General features: G+C 60.9%; 12 protein-coding genes. 6 read left to right on the forward strand and 6 right to left on the reverse strand.

The features are described 5' to 3' along the window. Window positions 1-53: 53 nt before the first annotated feature. A complete protein-coding gene (locus tag B7Y43_RS03995) occupies window positions 54-428 on the forward strand; it encodes a transposase (protein WP_374130323.1) in 375 nt (124 codons plus the stop codon). Window positions 429-660: 232 nt separating this feature from the next. Further along, on the forward strand, window positions 661-915 hold the full coding sequence (locus tag B7Y43_RS04000; protein ID WP_374130324.1) for a hypothetical protein: 255 nt from the start codon (window positions 661-663) through the stop codon (window positions 913-915). Window positions 916-1,020: 105 nt separating this feature from the next. Here B7Y43_RS04000 and B7Y43_RS04005 read toward each other — a convergent pair whose 3' ends face one another. Together B7Y43_RS04005 and B7Y43_RS04010 are read right to left on the reverse strand one after the other, a co-directional pair. After that, window positions 1,021-2,316: an MFS transporter gene (locus tag B7Y43_RS04005; RefSeq protein ID WP_374130325.1), complete on the reverse strand. Its 1,296-nt coding sequence runs from the start codon at window positions 2,314-2,316 to the stop codon at window positions 1,021-1,023. A 74-nt stretch (window positions 2,317-2,390) separates the two neighbouring features. Then, complete coding sequence (locus tag B7Y43_RS04010; protein ID WP_374130326.1) at window positions 2,391-3,548, reverse strand: ROK family transcriptional regulator; 1,158 nt, start codon at window positions 3,546-3,548, stop codon at window positions 2,391-2,393. Between the two features lie 195 nt (window positions 3,549-3,743). Between B7Y43_RS04010 and B7Y43_RS04015 the strand changes: the two genes are divergently transcribed. The 3 genes from B7Y43_RS04015 to B7Y43_RS04025 are packed head-to-tail and all read left to right on the forward strand — an operon-like array spanning window position 3,744 to window position 8,512. Further along, window positions 3,744-6,449: a TonB-dependent receptor gene (locus B7Y43_RS04015; protein ID WP_374130327.1), complete on the forward strand. Its 2,706-nt coding sequence runs from the start codon at window positions 3,744-3,746 to the stop codon at window positions 6,447-6,449. Further along, entirely contained in the window at window positions 6,446-7,549 is a 1,104-nt protein-coding gene (locus B7Y43_RS04020; protein WP_374130328.1) for a hypothetical protein, read from the forward strand. The genes B7Y43_RS04015 and B7Y43_RS04020 overlap by 4 nt, the downstream gene beginning before the upstream one ends. 36 nt (window positions 7,550-7,585) lie before the next feature. Next, a complete protein-coding gene (locus tag B7Y43_RS04025) occupies window positions 7,586-8,512 on the forward strand; it encodes a sialate O-acetylesterase (protein WP_374130329.1) in 927 nt (308 codons plus the stop codon). A 593-nt stretch (window positions 8,513-9,105) separates the two neighbouring features. Here B7Y43_RS04025 and B7Y43_RS04030 read toward each other — a convergent pair. The 4 genes from B7Y43_RS04030 to B7Y43_RS04045 are packed head-to-tail and all read right to left on the reverse strand — an operon-like array spanning window position 9,106 to window position 15,072. Further along, the gene (locus B7Y43_RS04030; protein ID WP_374130330.1) at window positions 9,106-10,272 is read right to left on the reverse strand and encodes an ROK family transcriptional regulator; all 1,167 of its coding nucleotides are present in this window, start codon (window positions 10,270-10,272) and stop codon (window positions 9,106-9,108) included. 24 nt (window positions 10,273-10,296) lie between these two features. Continuing rightward, window positions 10,297-11,694, reverse strand: a complete 1,398-nt coding sequence (locus B7Y43_RS04035) for an MFS transporter (protein ID WP_374130331.1) — start codon at window positions 11,692-11,694, stop codon at window positions 10,297-10,299. After that, entirely contained in the window at window positions 11,654-12,424 is a 771-nt protein-coding gene (locus B7Y43_RS04040; RefSeq protein ID WP_374130332.1) for a DUF1868 domain-containing protein, read from the reverse strand. Before B7Y43_RS04040 ends, B7Y43_RS04035 begins: the two co-directional genes overlap by 41 nt. Beyond that, window positions 12,424-15,072: a TonB-dependent receptor gene (locus B7Y43_RS04045; protein ID WP_374130333.1), complete on the reverse strand. Its 2,649-nt coding sequence runs from the start codon at window positions 15,070-15,072 to the stop codon at window positions 12,424-12,426. The genes B7Y43_RS04040 and B7Y43_RS04045 overlap by 1 nt, the downstream gene beginning before the upstream one ends. Window positions 15,073-15,815: 743 nt before the next feature. Here B7Y43_RS04045 and B7Y43_RS04050 point away from each other — a divergent pair. Next, complete coding sequence (locus tag B7Y43_RS04050) at window positions 15,816-16,445, forward strand: glutathione S-transferase (protein WP_374130339.1); 630 nt, start codon at window positions 15,816-15,818, stop codon at window positions 16,443-16,445. Window positions 16,446-16,854 lie beyond the last annotated feature (409 nt).

The following is a 16,854-nucleotide window of genomic DNA, read 5'->3' on the forward strand; positions in this document are numbered from 1 at the left end:
GATCGCTAGAATGGCGTCAAATTTTTCGAAGGATGCCACGGTGTCCTCCTAGGATGTGCCCGGTCCCCGGCGTCGGCCCGGTGACGGCGGGCTCGATCATGGCGTTCGCATCCGACCTGCGCGCTTTTGCCAGCGGTCGGAACTTCGCCGCCTGGCTCGAACTTGTGCCTCGCCAGCGATCGACCGACCGCAAGACGCGGCTCGGCGGCGTAAGCGAGATGGGGCAAGCCGATATACGGAAGCTGTTGATCGTTGGCGCAATGAGCCGAATCCGCTGGATCATCCGGCGCGGCGTGTTGCCCGACAACTGGCTCGGCTGCCTGCTGGGGCGCAAGCCGCGCATGGTGGCGGCTGTCACGCTGGCCATCAAAAGAGCACACATGATCTGGGCAATGATCACGCGGCAAGAAAATTACCGGATGACGTAACACATAAGCACAAGCGGGGAGCGCCTAGCAGCCGCCACGGCGGCGATGAACGAACGTTTCGAGTTAAGAAGTCAGCATGACGCTCTCGACGACCGCAACTGGGTCCATCCGACCCGATAATGGCCATACCAGCGCGGGGGTTCGCCGCGCCCTTCGTCGCACGACTGTCCACAACCGGCATCGGAATCATTGTCAGAATCTGATACCATCCTGGGCCAAATAGCAGCCGCGCATGCGTGCGGCTCAAGGGCAGGGTCTCGAAGGCATACTTGGGCCCTGGGTGGGCGATACATCCACCGTGCGTGGCGTCTTCGCGGCTGTCGGCCCGAGTTTTAAAAATGGCATCGAGATCGAACTGTTGCGAAACGTGAACCTGCACCCGCTCGTCGCCGCACTGTTGGGGATCATTCCCTCGGCGCCAGATGCAGCCTGTATCGTTGCTGATCGAGCGCTGCGCGCACATTTGAAAGGCAGGGATGGGCGTTAAACCTGGAGGAAGTCACCAATTGGTGGTGCCCAACGGATGCCTTCTTGAACGACGATCAGACCCGCACGCACGAAGTGCAGCGCTGGCCTAGCTTTCACTGGTTCGTCATTCGAAGCTTGTTTTTGAGCGAAGCGGCGAAATCACGCGAATGGCCAACACGACGCACAGAATTGCGCTCAGCAATGGGGCTATGGCCGGAAGATATATGCTCGCCGTGCGCGACAGCGCAGGATCATGAAAGTCGACGACCTGCAGCAACAGACCAACACACAGGACACCCGTCGAAAGGCCAAGTTTTGAGCAGCACGTCAGCATGCCGAACGTGCGAAAGCTGCCCTCATCGCGGCTCGCGGTGAGCTTGGCCGCAAACGCCCAGACCGCCATACTGACTCCGCCAGAGCCTGCGCCGTAAAATGCGATCGCCAAGTAGGCAAGGAAGCCCTCCATGTGAAACGAGACACTGAACAGGAGCGATCCAATCCCGAGCATTATCGACGAAGCGCACAGAGCGTGGGCCAAAGAAGTTCGCGAGGCCAGTCGCGCCCAGCCGAGCTGCGACAGGACATTGGCGAATGCAATACCGACCAGAAGGCTGAAGCCCCCAACTTTGTCACTGATGAGGTAGCTGGCCAAATAGGGCTCGGTTCGCGCGAAGATCGATACAGCGGCTGAAATGAAGAAGATGAGCGCGAACACAGGCACTACGAGTTCCGCGGTGGGGAGCGCGGCCGATGCGATCGACAGCTCCTCCGGTAATGGCGCGTTGGCAGCCGCAAGCCTTACGACGCTACATTGCAGCCCAACTGCACCGGCGATCGCCAACAATGCGATGATACCCGACAGCAGCATGAAGTTCTGCGCCTGATCCGCCGAACCCTTGCTGACAAATACCGGCACGAACACGGCGGCGATCATGATCCGCGCCGAGCCGCCCCAAATGAAGCGGAACGATGCAAGCCGCGCTCGCGCCGCATCGTCGCGGGTCAAAAGGCCGAGCATCGCGTTCTGAGGCACATCGATGAACGGATAACTAAGCCGCAACGCCAGCAGTGCGAACACGCCGAGTCCGACGCGCAGGTCGGCGGGCAACATGCCGACGCTACCGAAGACGGCAAACGCGGTCCCGGCCACCACCGCGCCGACCAACTGCACGCGGGCGCCCGATTTCAGCGACGCGCCCCGCCGTGCTAGGCTTGCGCCCAGCATTGCATCGACGGCGGCGTTGAGCGCCATAGTCACCGCCAGCATCGCCGCTGCCACCGGGATCGCGATGCCGCAGATTTCAGTCAGGAAGAATGCGTAGAGCAGTTCGCTGCAATGCCAAAGCGAACTTTTGCCAAAATGAGCCAGCCCGTAAGCAAAGCCGATCCGGCCCTGCTGCTGCGTCGGCGAGGCGTTCATCGTCTCTTCCCTCGCTTGCCCCTGCGATGTAGTTTATCGCCAGTCTGCGACCGTTTAAGGACTCGGTGGATCGGCTAGAAATATTGGTGTTTCAGGAACGCCGAGGCCGCGCCCACGGCCGCCGCCGTCGAATCAAGCACCGCCGGGACGATCTGTGGCGCAGGTTTCGCCAGGCCCCGACGGGGCGGCGTCGGCCCGGGCGGCAGGCGCATCGCCGCGACCAATTGGGCGATCACCGGGCGCGGCAATCGACCTCCGATGACGACGGCGTCGACATCGAGCAGATGTTGCATCAAGGCTGCAATCAACGACAAGGGCGGTGCCATGCGCGCAACCCACACATCGACGCCGGGCCAGCGTTCGTCGTAACGCTCAAGCAGATCGCGAATGGCAGTCACATGGACATCATGCGCCCGCAGAGTCGCGATCAGGCTGGGCAGATCGGGCTTGGGATAACCGAGCATTTCCGGAATCGCGCCAATCTCACCGGCATTGCCAATCCGCCCGCGCATCAGCTCGCCATCGATGACGATCGCGCCCCCCAGCCCGGCAGTGACGTTGATGAAACCGAAACTTGGCGCCCACGAGCCTACCCCGAGCAATGCCTCGCCGATCGCCGCGGCGCGTGCAATGTTTTCGACAAAGGCAGGGCACTTGAACTGGCGGCCGAGCAGCGACGGCAAATCGATCAAGGCCCAATCGTCGAGCTCAGTCGGAGTGTTTATCTGAACCCCGTCGTCCATGAAATAGCCCGAAAGGCCAACGCCGATCCCGCCGAGCCTGGTGCGATCCAGCCCGCGCGCCTCAAGGCTTTGGTCGATGAAGTCTTGAAATGCTGGCAAAATCGTTGCGCGGGCCATGTCGTCGACAGCAAGATTGGCACGAGCCAGCATTTCCCCGGCGAGGTTAATCATAACAGCTTCGGCGGCATCGGTCATCACCGACAGACCGGCGGTCACGACCGAATCGGCGATCAGGCGGACTGACGAACTCGGTTGGCCGCGCCCGTGGGCCACGCCCTCGCCAATTTCGATCAGCCCGCGCGCCGACAAATCCTCCGTCACGCGAAAAATTGCCGGCCCCGACAAGTCGAGGTGCTTGATGATCTGCGAGCGCGTGAGCGTGCCGCCCGCACGAATTAGCCGCAGCACCTGGCGCTCGCGCGCCGACAGCGGTCGGGCTTGAACCGTGGCCGGTGTCCAAAGACGGGCATTCGCAGGACGATCGATCATAAACTTCCTTGCCGAAATGCGATGTTATCAAGCGGCTCGCCCATGCCAAGCGGTCGTAAACCGAAATTTACCAACTGCCATAAAAATATCATACAGATTGGTATATAAACCTCCACATCAGATATTGGGGGTTGTATGAGTAGTCAATGTTTACAATATGCATGGTTGTTGGCGGGGACGACGCTGGCGTGGCCTATGGTTGCCACCGCGCAATCGACGCCGAACGCGCAACCGACGGCGCCGACCAGCCCACAGGCGGCGGACGATCAGCGGGATGCCGATATCGTCGTCACTGGCTTTCGCGCGGCTGAGGCGGCAGCGATCAAGGCCAAGCGTCAATCGAGCATCATCATAGACGCGATCAGCCAAGACGATATCGGTCGCCTGCCTGACTTGAACGTTGTCGAAGCCAGCCGACGCATCGTCGGGCTGTCGACTGTCGGTGGGCTCGATCCAACCAAGAACCGCGACATCTATCAGCGCGTCGCGATCCGCGGGCTCGACCCCAAATATAATCTCATCATGGTCGACGGCGCGCCGCTCGCGAGCAGCGAATATACCGTGCGAGGGGCGCGGCTTGAACAGTTTCCGGCATCGTTTCTGGCGCGGATCGAAGCGGTGAAATCGGTCACCGCCGAATTCGATCCGCACGCGCTGGGCGGCCAGATCAACCTGGTGTCGAAATCGGCCTTCACCGGTCGCGGCGACCGCTTTCTAGCGGTGAACGGCTTTGGTGGCTTCAACGATTCATCGGGCAATTTCATTGCCGAGCGAAAGCCGTCGGTACGCGCCGACGCCACCGCCTCGGCAGTATTCGGTGCCGACCGCAGCTTCGGGATTGTGCTGTCGGGCGAGTATCAGCGCATTTACTCAGCCGCGCTCACTGAATTGCCGGGCGACACCGCCGGGGCTGGCTGGACCTATTATACAGCGGCAGGCACGGCAACGCCGTTCAGATCATTGTCGGCTACGGGGTTCATCGCCCCGGTGCGCTTGCAAGATTTTGCGTTCGACAATGATCGCGAACGCATGAGCATCAACGGTAAGCTTGAATTCAGCCCGAACGACAAGCTGCACCTCTCGGCCTTTGGCGGCTTTTACTACGATCAGGACCGAGAGCTGCGCGCCGAGGTGCTGACCATCCCGAGCGGCGCACCCACCGCCGTCACCGCGGCCAGCGGACGCTTCGCCAGCGGCGACTTGCAAGAGGGGATCGTGTTCCAGCCGCAGAAGCGTCGCACCGTGCTGGCGACCGTCAAAGGCGATTTCGAGATTGCGCCGCAGCTCCATTTCGATGCGACCGGCTCTTATTCTCGTGCCACCTATGACGAGCAGCGGATTTTCCAGAAATGGGCAGGCAGTGTCGTCCCGGGCCGCGTCAGTTCAGCGGCCCTGCCCGCCAATGGCTATAGCTACTCGATCGTCAATGGCTTCCCGCGGGCTGTGCACAATGATCCGGCGCGCGGGATGAACCTCGACGCCTATCAGAACCTGTATATTCGGGATGTTCTGCGCAATTCGCGGTCGAGCATTGCTTACGGGACGGCGAGCTTGGCGTTTAATACGACCGACGCCGACCGTGGCTTTGGCGGTCGCGTCGGCTTTACCTACACGCGAACCAAATTGTCCTATGACGTGACTTATAGCGAATTCACCTCGGCCAATGCCGCGGCGCAGACGCAGATCGGTGGCATCGCCAATTTGATCTATCCGCGTGTCGTTACCGCGCGCGATAGTGAAACGCCCTATTACACGCTCGACCCCGATCGGGTGCTAGGCTTGCTGGCAGCGAACCCGACGCTGTTCGTCGCGACCAATCAGATCGTCAACAATTTCGCCGATGATTTCACCGATGTAGAAAAAACCACGGCTTTTTACGGTCAACTTCAATATCGGAGCAACAATTTCTACATTCAGGCCGGGCTGCGCAGCGACAGCACCTCCATCGACATCTTGACCAACCAGGCATCGACAATTGCCGGGTCAACGGCCTACACGCCACTCAATCGAACCAACCAATATCGTTACTGGCTGCCGTCGGCGATTGCGACGTGGCAAATCTCGCCCGACATGCGCTTTACGGGGGCCGTCACAAAGACGATCGGCCGCCCCGACTTTAGCCAATATGCCGCGCGGTCGAGCTTTAGCGTGTCGACGGCCAATGTCCTGACGGTCAACATCGGCAATCCGGGCCTGCGCCCGCTCCAGGCGGTCAGTTACGACGTATCGTATGAATGGTATATGCCGGGCGGCGGCCTTTTTTCGGTCGCAGGCTTCCACAAAGAGCTAACGGATATCATTTTCAACGGCACGAATGCCGGGCCGACAACGACTTTTCAGGGCGTGAGCTACGCCAACGTCGTGATCAGCACGCCGCTCAACGCGAGCGGCGGGCGCGTGTCGGGGCTTGAAATCGGCTTCGCGAAGAACCGGTTCGAGTTTCTACCACAATGGCTGCGCGGGCTGGGGATCAATGCTAATTTCACGGTCCTTGACGGGTCGCTGGAGTTGCGCGGCAGTGCTGCCGCAATTGCCCAGGGCGCACCAGCGACCCGCAAGACAGGCAATCTAATCCTTCAGCCAAATTACATCGCCAACATAACAGCCTTTTACACGATCGGCCGTTTTGAGGGACGGTTGTCATTCAACCAGATCGGGCGCGCGCTGCAAAGCGTCGATCTCGATACGCCCGAGCGCGATCTATACCAGGAGCCGCGCGGCCAGCTCGACCTGCAACTGCGCTATTCGATTCTGCCGGGGCTGGAGGCAGTGTTCCAGGCGCAGAACCTGACCAAGGCGCCTTTTGTCGTCCGCCAGGGGCCGGACCGGTCGCTCATCAACAATTTCTTTCCTGTCGGCCGTGCATTGTGGTTTGGGCTTTCGTGGAAGCCGAAACTATGATCAATCGGGTGCTGTGTGCAGGCCTGCTGGCGGCGGTCTCGACAATGGCATGGGGTGCCGAGGCACCCCACACTGCGCGGGTCGTGCTGAAGTTCGTTAAGGCAAACGGCGCATCGGGACCAGCGGTCACTTTCGTGCCCGAAAGCTGCCCGGCGTGCCGCATCGGCAACGATGCCGGCTATACGGCGGAGAATGACCGCGAAACGTCGGTCGAGCTAATCGTCCCGCTACGCCGCACGCTGGAGTTGCGCTTTGCGCAGCGGCGCAACGCGGTGCGCCGGGTGATCCTAGAATCGGGGGACATTCCGTTCGAGGCAACCAAGGACGGTCTGACGCTCACGCTGCCGCCATTGACAAGCGATGCCGTAACGGCGGCAGAATTTTCGACGCACCTGGTTGAGCCCGGGACGGTGCTGCGCTTTGAACATGCTGACCGAGCTCGCCGGGCTGGTGCTTATGCAGAGGGCGATTTTCCAGACCGGCAGCGCGCGGCGGCCAATGTGCTGACCTTTGCGCAACGCGAAGTCATCCGCGCAATCGGGCTTGGCAGTTATGTGGCCGCGGAGAAGATCGGCACGATTGAATTGATGGGTTTCGATACCAATTTCCCGCACGGACACCGCGACGCGCCCCCGCATATGCACATGCATTTACGCTGGCCGACCTATGCCGGCACTCAGATCGCGCATTATTACATCGACGCGCGCGGGCTGCTCGAGCGCAACGAGGTCGGCGTGCAGATGGTCGGCCACCAGAGCCGTATTTATGGCAAGGGGGAGTCGTTTACTACGGTCGATCTGTTCGGTCGCCCGGTCTATGTCCATACCATCACGCCCGAAGGCTGGCTGACGCTCGGGCGCGCTGGAGTGGCTCCGTGCCTCATCCGCCCACAAACGGGTGGGTTCGACAGCGGAGCAATCGTCGACTGTCCGGGGCAGCCACCTGCGGCGATCAGTGTTGCCGACGATCCCTCGGGCAGGCTGACGGTGCGGACCAACGACATTGTCGAGACGTTTCGCTATGACGCGGATACCGGCGCGCTGCTTTCCCCGATAGCGCCACCGGCCGTTGCGCCGAGCGGCTACCCGCCCCTGCCATAGCGTGACGCGGGGCCGTTTGAGGAAGGGCGCGAACGAATGACACAGGCAAGCGCCGATTGTCCGCCGGCCAACGCCGCCGCCGCCCGTCGTAAGTACGGGTTGGCCGAGCGGCGCATGATGGCCGCCAAACCCTTGGCGAGGCTGGTTCTCCTGGGCGTTGTCCTGTTCGGCGTGCCGGGCTGCACCACGGTTTCCAGCGGCGTCAAGCCGCGCCCTTCGGACGCACCGATCGCATTCTTGTTGATGGGCCAGTCGAATATGTCCGGCCGCGGGGCGACGACGGACCCAGCGGCGCTGATGATCGAGCCCGACCCGCGCATCAAAATGCTAGGTAACGACGGCGTGATTGCGATGGCGCGCGAACCGATCGACTCGCCAGTCGGGCAAATCGATGCCGTCTCGGTCGATCGAGCAGCCGGAGTCGGGCCTGGGCTGTCCTTTGCCAAGAACTTGATCGCGCGCCAGCCTGGGCGGCATATTCTGCTTGTCCCGTGCGCCAAGGGAGGCAGCGCGATCGCTGCCTGGCGTACGGATCGCGACCGCACGACGCTCTATGGGTCGTGCCTTGCCCGTGCGCAAGCAGCGGCACGTGACGCACGCATTGGTGGAATTCTATGGTACCAAGGCGAAAGCGATGCCGAGTCACTGACGCTAGTGGGGGCATGGCCTTCGGCATTATCGCGGCTGGTACGCGATCTCCGGCGCGACCTTGGCCAGCCACACTTGCCAGTCATCGCCGTCGCGATCGGCGACCGCCCGACGAAGGGCAGCTACGGCAGCAGGTTCCCGGCATGGGCAGCGATGCAGCGTGCACAGCGCGCGATCCGGGGCCGCTGCCTCGATGTCGTCTCCGCTGCGGGCCTACCTCGCAATGCCGACGGGTTGCATTTGTCCACAACGGGCGAGGTCGCGCTGGGAGCGAAGCTGGCGACGGCGTGGATAAAGATCGAACAGCATTGTTGAGTTGTCGAGCAGCCCGAGCACCACTCGGCCGACGATCGCAGTAAAATTCCCAACTCGCTTCGTCCTGATATGCCGCTTTGTTCTAAGTTTCCTTCGCGTGCCTTCGTTTGACTCTCCTCTGTGAGACGCTGTCGGTCGACGTCGATCAGCACATCATAATGTGAGTAGATGATTGCAACCATGAAGCGGGTCGCGCCTCACACGGTGCATCAAAGATGAGCGGGGTTTGTAATACGCCCGGAGTCACAACATGAACGAATAGCAGTTTCTCGGCTTTGCACCCGCGCCCGTAAACGACGAGAATTGAATCAAAAGATGCAGAGAGCCTGCGCTCGAACGAAGGGCCCCGTGCGGGCTCGGGAGTAACGCGTGAATCGGCGTTTAATGCGGGACGCCATCGCGCTGTTCGAATGTGGTGATACAGGACAATTCGCATGGGTAGCCCATCGTTAAATCGGCGCTGCTTGGAACCTGACCAGATCGACCTTTACTTCTGTCTAATCAGTTGTTTATCGACAGGATTAGAGGGAGTCAAACTTGGATGCCAACGCACACCCAGCCCGATCGCGGCCCTCGGATTTGAGACACATTCGTCAAAAAAAGGCCCTTTGAAAACACAAGGCGCTCGCACCAAGCGATACGGCGTCCCCGGATGCCGAGGCTGTGGTGAGTTTGGGAAAGGCGCGGTCGGTTCCCCGCACTGGCACGCTGTAGAATTCTAGCCGCTCGATCAGTCGCTGCGCGATCGGCTTGGGCAATCGGCCGCCGATGATGATCGTGTCAGGATCGAGAATCGCGCCAATCGCGGAAATAATCGCGTTGGCCGTCGGGAGGGTCCGCTCGATCCATGCGCTCACAGCAGGGGAGGCTGGATCGACCCGCCGTACCATATCCTCAATGCTGTCATAGTATTCGCCTGCCGTCTCGAGCATGGCGAGCAGCGTCCGCAAAGTAGGCCGGTCCTGCCGCATGTCCGGATGCAAGGCCCCGGTCCACTCTCCGGCATTGCCTCTGCGACCACGCATCAGTTTGCCGTCGAGGACGACGCCACCACCAAGTCCGCGATCGATGAAGAGATACGCAAGGCTGGGATATTCATTCCCACGCCCGTAAAGATATTCTCCCAAGGCCGCTGCATTGCCGTCGTTTTCGATCAGTACCGGCAGTCCAAAAGCACGCCCCAGATCGCATTCAAGGTCGCTGGTGGCCCAGTCCTCCATGCCAAGCGGCGCATTGATGCGCATCGGATGCTCGACAAAAAAACCAGAGATGCCGACTCCTAGTCCGCAGACCCGGGCTGCCGGAACATCATTACTCTCGATCAGTTTCACGATTAGATTGGAGATCCGTTCGACGGTGTCTTGGCGTGTTGCACCAAGATGCGGTTCGGCGATCGACGCAACGATCATTCCCGATAGGTGCGCAAGGCTGACCGTCAGCATGTCAGCGCGGACCGCGATGCCAAAGGCAAAAGCGGCGTGCGGCGCGATGACGAGAGGCAGGCTTGGTTGCCCCATCCGCGTCATCATAACCTTTTCCTCAGCGCCGATCAGGCCGTCTCGCAGTAAATTGTCGGCCAGTCGGCTGATGGTTGGAAGGGCGAGCCCGGTGCGCCGCGCGAGTTCCGCGCGCGACAGCGGCGCGTCGCGTCGAATAAGGCCAATCAATTGCCGCTCATTTGCTGACAAGGCACGAAATGGCTCAGCCTGTGCGCGAGCATGGGCTGAGGCAAATGGACCGACCAATGCGTAACCTCTCACCAGCTTACTAATAGGAAGTATGTTTCAGTCTGGCGCCGATGTCCACTCCTTCCGTGAGCGACGGGAAAGAAAGGTCAACACGACGATGGTTACGATCAGCACGCCCGCCATCAGCCAGGCGAGAACTGTTCCTAAGTGGATCAGCGCTTCGTCACGCAGGAATTGGAGGATCACGCCCATTGCAATCGTCGAAATCCCCTGACCACATTTTGCAGCCGCAGAGAAACGACCGTGCGCTGCGAGCGTCATTGGCCCGGCCGCGGTAAGGGCCAGTAGCGACCATAAGGCAAACATCAGCCCGCCGCTGACGATGCCATATAACAGCCCGCCTATGACTGCCCCAATCGTCCCCCAAAGCGGCATGAACGGGAAAATCGCGGCTACCGCGGTCATCGCCAGCAGCGCTTCCGACAAAATTCGGCCCGGCGTCCGGAGTGCGCGAAGCCGCCAGAACGGCTGCGACGCGACAGTGCCGACCGCAACCGCCGTGATGAACGACGAGCCGGCGGTGTTGGTGATCAAACCATAAGTGGCCAGATAGGGTTCCAGCTGGACGAACCCCGTCGTCCCGGTGGAGGCGACGAACATCCATAAGGCGAGCCGCCTGGTCGCCGCCGCATCGCCGGTTGCGGGTTGCGCCACGCCCGCGGCCAAACGCCTATGCAGCACCCACGCCAGGACCACCGAGCCCAAGATCGCGCTGCTGGCAACGGCAGCGGCAAGTCCGAAGAAGCGCGTTGCGGCGGCGGCCGGCGGTTGCAGCGCCAATACTGGAATGAACAGGAATGACAGCGTGATTCGGGCCATGCCGCCGACCACGTTGCGTCCGGCGACCAGAGCCGTTCGGTCACCACCGCTGCTCGCTGCAAGCGTCAAAAGGGCATTCTGCGGCACGTCGATGGCCGCATAGGTCAGCCGGAACAGCAGCAGCGTGGCGATCGATGCGGGTACCCGAAGTGCGGTTGGCACAAAGGCCACCGATGCGAAGGTGAGCAGGGCAACCGCGCTCGCCATACCGCCGCCCAATTGAAGGCGACCGGCCTGCGCTGCGGTTGTGACCCTTGCGCCAAGCATGCGGCCAAAGGTTTCATCCGCGATCGCGGCGACTAGGAGCGAAAAGCCGACCACCAGCCCCGTCACGATTGGGGCAATGCCGCAGACTTCGTTCATGTAGAACGTAAAGTAGAGATCGCTTGCCACCCAAAACAGCGACTTCCCGCCGTGCGCTAGCATATATGCCGCAAAGGCCGAGCGCTTGCCCGGGCGCGCTGCTATTGTCCCGGCCTGCGTCCCCAACCGGAAATCCCCCTGCCACCAACCATCATCGGCTTTGCTATCTGCATCTCGGCGATGACAGGGAAATGACCGGCGGCTCGCTCGCTTAGCTGAGGTAAAATTGCCGCTTGAACGCGAACATGTCATCAAGCGTGCAATATTCCGGATCCCCAAGCGTGATGACCGGTGCCTGCATCGCCAACATAGCCTTCCAGCGTGCCAGAGCAAGGCGGAAAGCCGATCGTTCCGGCTCGGTCAGCGGGGCAAATTGGTATCCGAGCGTGATGTGAAATTCATAGCGGTCGTGATCGTCGGCGCGGATGCCGGTTACGACAGACAGCGCATCGCGCAGGCGACGCAGTCGTTGCTCGGTCTGCGGATCAAACGGTAGCAGCCTGATGGTCAGTGGCATTTCCTTGACCGACGGCTCCGCCAGATTGACGTGCATCTTATACGGCGGTCCATTCTCGCCCAGGCGAAAGCGCTGCAACCGCTCCCCCAGTATCTGGTCGCACAGCTTCATCGGCAGGTCGAGCGGCGCCCCGGCGGGCCAAAGCGGATATTGCCGGGCCTTGTCGTTGGCCCCACCGAATATCGTCATGTGATAGCTTGACGGTGGGGTCGCGGTTACCTTGCGCATCCAGTCTTCGGCAGGCATCGCGCGGTAGATGTTGAGCAGCGCATCGAAGCTTTCCGAATGCTCGCCCTGCTGCGGCAGATGGCAGACGATCGTGTTGCCCGCGAACGGCATGACCCGACCATCTACCCCGAATTTGCGCCCGACATCGGGCAACCCGGGAATCTGCGCCAACGCCCGCGGGGCAGAGAGGCCCGCCAAACCGACGGCGGACCCTTCCAGAAAATGTCTCCGGCTCATCACAGTTTGATTCTCGCGCCGAACAGGATTTGCGTCGGCAGCTTCCATTTCGATTGCAACAGCTCCTGGTTGAGGCCGTAGCGCAACTCGACGCCCTGACCGGTGAGGTTCAGCGCATCGAAGCTGAGCGTGATGCCCGGCTTGATGTCGTACGACAGCTGCAGGTCGAAATTGTTCATCGGTGCCTGAAAGCGATTGGCATACAGACCAGCCGGGGTGAGATTGGGGAACCGGTCGTCCCACAGCATGCCGGTGTGCGTCCAGGCGAAGCGCCCGTGGACGCCGCCCTTGTCGTAATACACCGACGCGTTGTAAATGCGGTTCGATTGTTGCGGTAGGCTGCTGAATACGCGGATCGACCCGTCTGACAGCGTCAGCGGGAAGGCAGCGCGGGTCAAGGTCGCGTTGGCGCTGACGCCAAAGCCATCTAGCGGGGCGGGGAGGAAGTTTAGGTCGTGCGAGAAGCCGGCCTCGACACCATAGACCCTGACCTGGCTGGTGGTGTTGCGCGGCTGGGTGACGAGCACTGGCACGGCGACGCCCGGCACCGTCTGCAACGCGCCAGTCGTGAAGATGTCGTCCTTGATCCACTTGTGGAATACGGCAATCGTCAGGATTCCCTTGCCATTGTCGAGATACCAGTCGTGACCAAGATCAAGGTTGATGGCGCTGCGTGGCTTGAGCGCGGGGTTGCTGGTGGTCAGCGTCGGCGGGTTGCCGAGCGTGTTGAGCACCGGGCCACGGAGCGAGGACTGGCCAAAGCCCGGCCGCCCGATCGACTGGCTCGCCCCGAAGCGCAGCTTGCTGCTGTCGCTGGTATCGAACATGACCGACAGCGAGGGCAGGATGTTCGTGTAAACCTGACCACCTGAAATCGGCGCATAGACACCATTGGTCGCCTGCGTGCTGCGTGAGCTGTTCTGCGTGCGCTCGACACGTACGCCTGCTGCCACGAACAGCCGGTCGGACCGATATTGCGCTTGGAAGAAGCCGGCCAGAACGCTTTCGCGCGTGCCATAGGTACCGCCGGCTTGACCCGCGAGATCGATCGCCGCGGTCGCGGTCGCGCGGTTGGCGGCGAAGAGCCCGTCCACCTTTGCCGGGTCGATCAGCGGCACCGGTGTGTCGCACAAAAAGCCACACAGCGTACCATTTACCGCTGCCGCCAGATTGTACGTCAGCCCGGTGTAGTTCGTCCGGGTGAGCGTTAGGTCCTGATCATCGATCAGCAGTCGCGCGCCAAACATCACACCGAAGCCACGGTCCTCCGCCCGGTCGTTGAAACCGATGTTGAGGCGCAGGTCGTAGCGGTCCTCGTCCAGTCCATAACGTTCCTCGCGGTGGACGGTCGGGGCATAGCGCGTGAGATCGCCCGCATTGGTCGGATTGACGGCGGTGAAAGTCGGCGTGCGACCGCCGGTGTCGTATGTGAACTGCAATCCTGTCTGGGCAAAGGCGTCGAATGTTTGGGGATTGTCGACGTTGCTGTGCGACCAACTGGCACCCGCATCGACACGCCATCCACCGCCAAGATCGACATTGACCGTGCCGTACGTGCCATAGACCTGGCGCGTCCAAATGAACCGGCCCAGCTGCACGGTTTGGGTGACATTCGTCAACGTGCCGCTGGTCGCGGTCTGGCCGGTGTTGAGCGACGAGCCCTGCACAGAGGCGTTCAAATCGTTGCGAAAGGAGCGCTCGGTCTGGCGGAAATAATAGCTGCTGACGCTCGCCGAAATCGACCCGCCAGGGCGATAGTCGATCCGGCCCTGCAGCCCGATCCGGCTCCGCTCGTTCTGATAATTATAATAGAGCCGCTGCGAGGGGACCGCAAAGCCGGTGCCGCCAAACGGCGTCGTCACCCGGCCAGCGGCATCATACCAGTTACGGGTGCCGCCAGCTTCATACTGCGGCACGTTGATCTGCCGCTTCCAATAAGTGCCGGACAGGTAGATGCCAAAATCGCGGTTCGCGCCAAAGCGGGTCGCTGCGGCGACCTCGGCCTGGGCACCGAAGTGATTGCCGCCGTTCCCCTTGCTGTCGAGCGACAAGCCGCCCTTGAAGCCTGCCGTGAACGTCGGCTTTTTGAAGTCGAACGCGCTGGCGGTGACAAAGTTCGTCAAGCCGCCGATGAAGTTGCCGTCATTGGCCGGCAGGGCTGATTTGATGACGTCGATATGCGCCGCGATGTTCGATGGCAGCACTTCCATCGAAATCTGCCGACCATTGGCTACGCCGCTGCCCTGATTGACGTCGGTCGACGCTAGGCTGAACCCATCGATCTGGATCGCGTTATAGGTTTGGTTGAAGCCGCGCACGATAATGAAGCGCGGTTCGCCCTGATAAAGCAGCGTGTTCACGCCCGCAACGCGCTTCAGCGCGTCGCCCGCGTTGAAATCGGGAAGCTGACCGATTTCGCTGGCCGACACCGTGTCGATGATCTGCGTAGCCCGCCGCTTGATAGCGACGGCCTTTTGCGCCGACGCCCTGGTGCCGGTAACGACGATGTCGGAGTCCTGGCCGGGATCGGCGGGTGGCTTTTCCTGGTTGCTGGTCGGTTGGCCCTGTTGCGCCGCGGCGGGTGCCGCCAGCAGCGCTAAGGTCGATACCGTGCCGAGCAGGAGCGCCTGCTGGATAATGCGAATCATCTTTTCCCCCTAGTTAACCTACAAACTAACTTATCATATGTTATTATGACAGCCCGATGACGCGGGAGGGGAGACTCTTTTCCGTAAGAGGGTTTGATTGCTCGGGGAGCGACCGGAACGCCGTCCGATCAGCCTTGGGCGCAGCGATACGTGGCGCAATGTCCCATTTGTCTTGTCGACGGTCGCGGCATTCGCGTGTTCGCCAAGACCGATCGAACAATATGAGCAGATGTCCGCTTCCTGGACGCGTCGCTAGGGACCTTAGCGTCCGGAATTGGGTCTGAGGGGCTCCGAACCGATCGGGCGCACGGCGCCCCACTAGCGGGGGTGATCCGAATCATTCATAGGGAGCGTCATGCAGCTTCGACAGCATTGGCGAATAACGGTAGCCCTCCTCCCGGCTATGCTAATCGGGACGTTTGTCTTCGACCATCTCAGAAAGCTCGGCTGGGACCAGCTTGGCGCGAGGGCAGCGCAGTTCTCGGTAGCATTTGTATTGGGGATGACTATTCTTTGGGCTTTGGCGAAGTTTTGGCCAACAAACCCCACCATCGACTAGTAACTCTTGCAAGCTTCGGCGGTGTCGTCTGGCATCCGGGAAACGGCCTTCGCGGTTCTCTGAACGAGTGGTGGAAGCTGAGAACCCGGAATCCACTTTTGGATAGATGCGACTGGGTCCTGGTTGGCGAGAAGCGCACGATGTTGGACTGGCTTGCGACCGCCCTGCGCTGCATATATAGGTGATGGACCACCACGTTCTCTACAGTTTCCGTCGGTGTCCTTATGCGATGCGGGCACGGTTGGCACTGGCCTCGAGCGGCACACAATATGAGCTTCGCGAAGTTCGGCTTTCCGACAAGCCTGCAGCACTCTTGTTGGCCTCGCCCAAGGGGACTGTGCCGGTACTTCTGACGGTCGATGGAACGGTGATCGAGGAAAGTCTTGCGATCATGCGTTGGGCGCTGGAAATTCAGGACCCTGAAGGCTGGCTTGCGCGCGATGACCCGGCGCTGATTGCCGCTAACGATTGCATCTTCAAGCACCACCTTGACCGATACAAATATCCAAATGCCCATGGTTCGGAGCCCGACAGCCATCGCGAAATGGGGCTCCACTTCTTGCGCGAACTTGATGCTCGGGTCGCAATCGCTGGCCAACTTTGCGGAGCAGTGCGGGGGCTTGCAGACGCCGCGATCCTGCCGTTCGTTCGGCAGTTCGCTAAGGTCGATCGCAACTGGTTCGAAGCTCAGCCTCTTCCTTGCCTGAAGGCGTGGCTTGCAAACCACCTCACGTCGGAACTGTTTGACAGGATCATGCACCGAGCTGAGCCTTGGACGCCCGGCGACCGGCCCACCATTGTAGAAGGCGCGTAGCACACCGAGTAGGCATTAGACTTCGGCTAGCCAGCAAGAGCCCCAGGCGAACTGAAAACGACCGCATGGTCAGGTTTGACGTGACCCCCGGCTTTCATCCAGCGGCAACCAGAGACCGACCGTTGTTGTCGCGCAGGAGCGCGGGTGAAGCAACGGACGGGTTTAAACCCGTCCGTTGCTTTTCGAGTTCGGCGGCGAACGCCGCCGGTGTGGCGTAACCGCTCGATTTCGTCACGGACTTACACAAATCCTTACACATGTTGAGTGAGACTGCAAGATATCTGTATATTAACAGTGACTTACGCTACGCGCGCCCCACTCAAAATCCGGTTCCGAAAGGAGTGTCGGTTCGATTCCGACCGCCCGCACCACCAAGAAGAGACACTAATACAATGATTTAGGTCGTTGT

The sequence above is a fragment of the Sphingomonas sp. 28-62-20 genome (genome assembly GCF_002281505.1).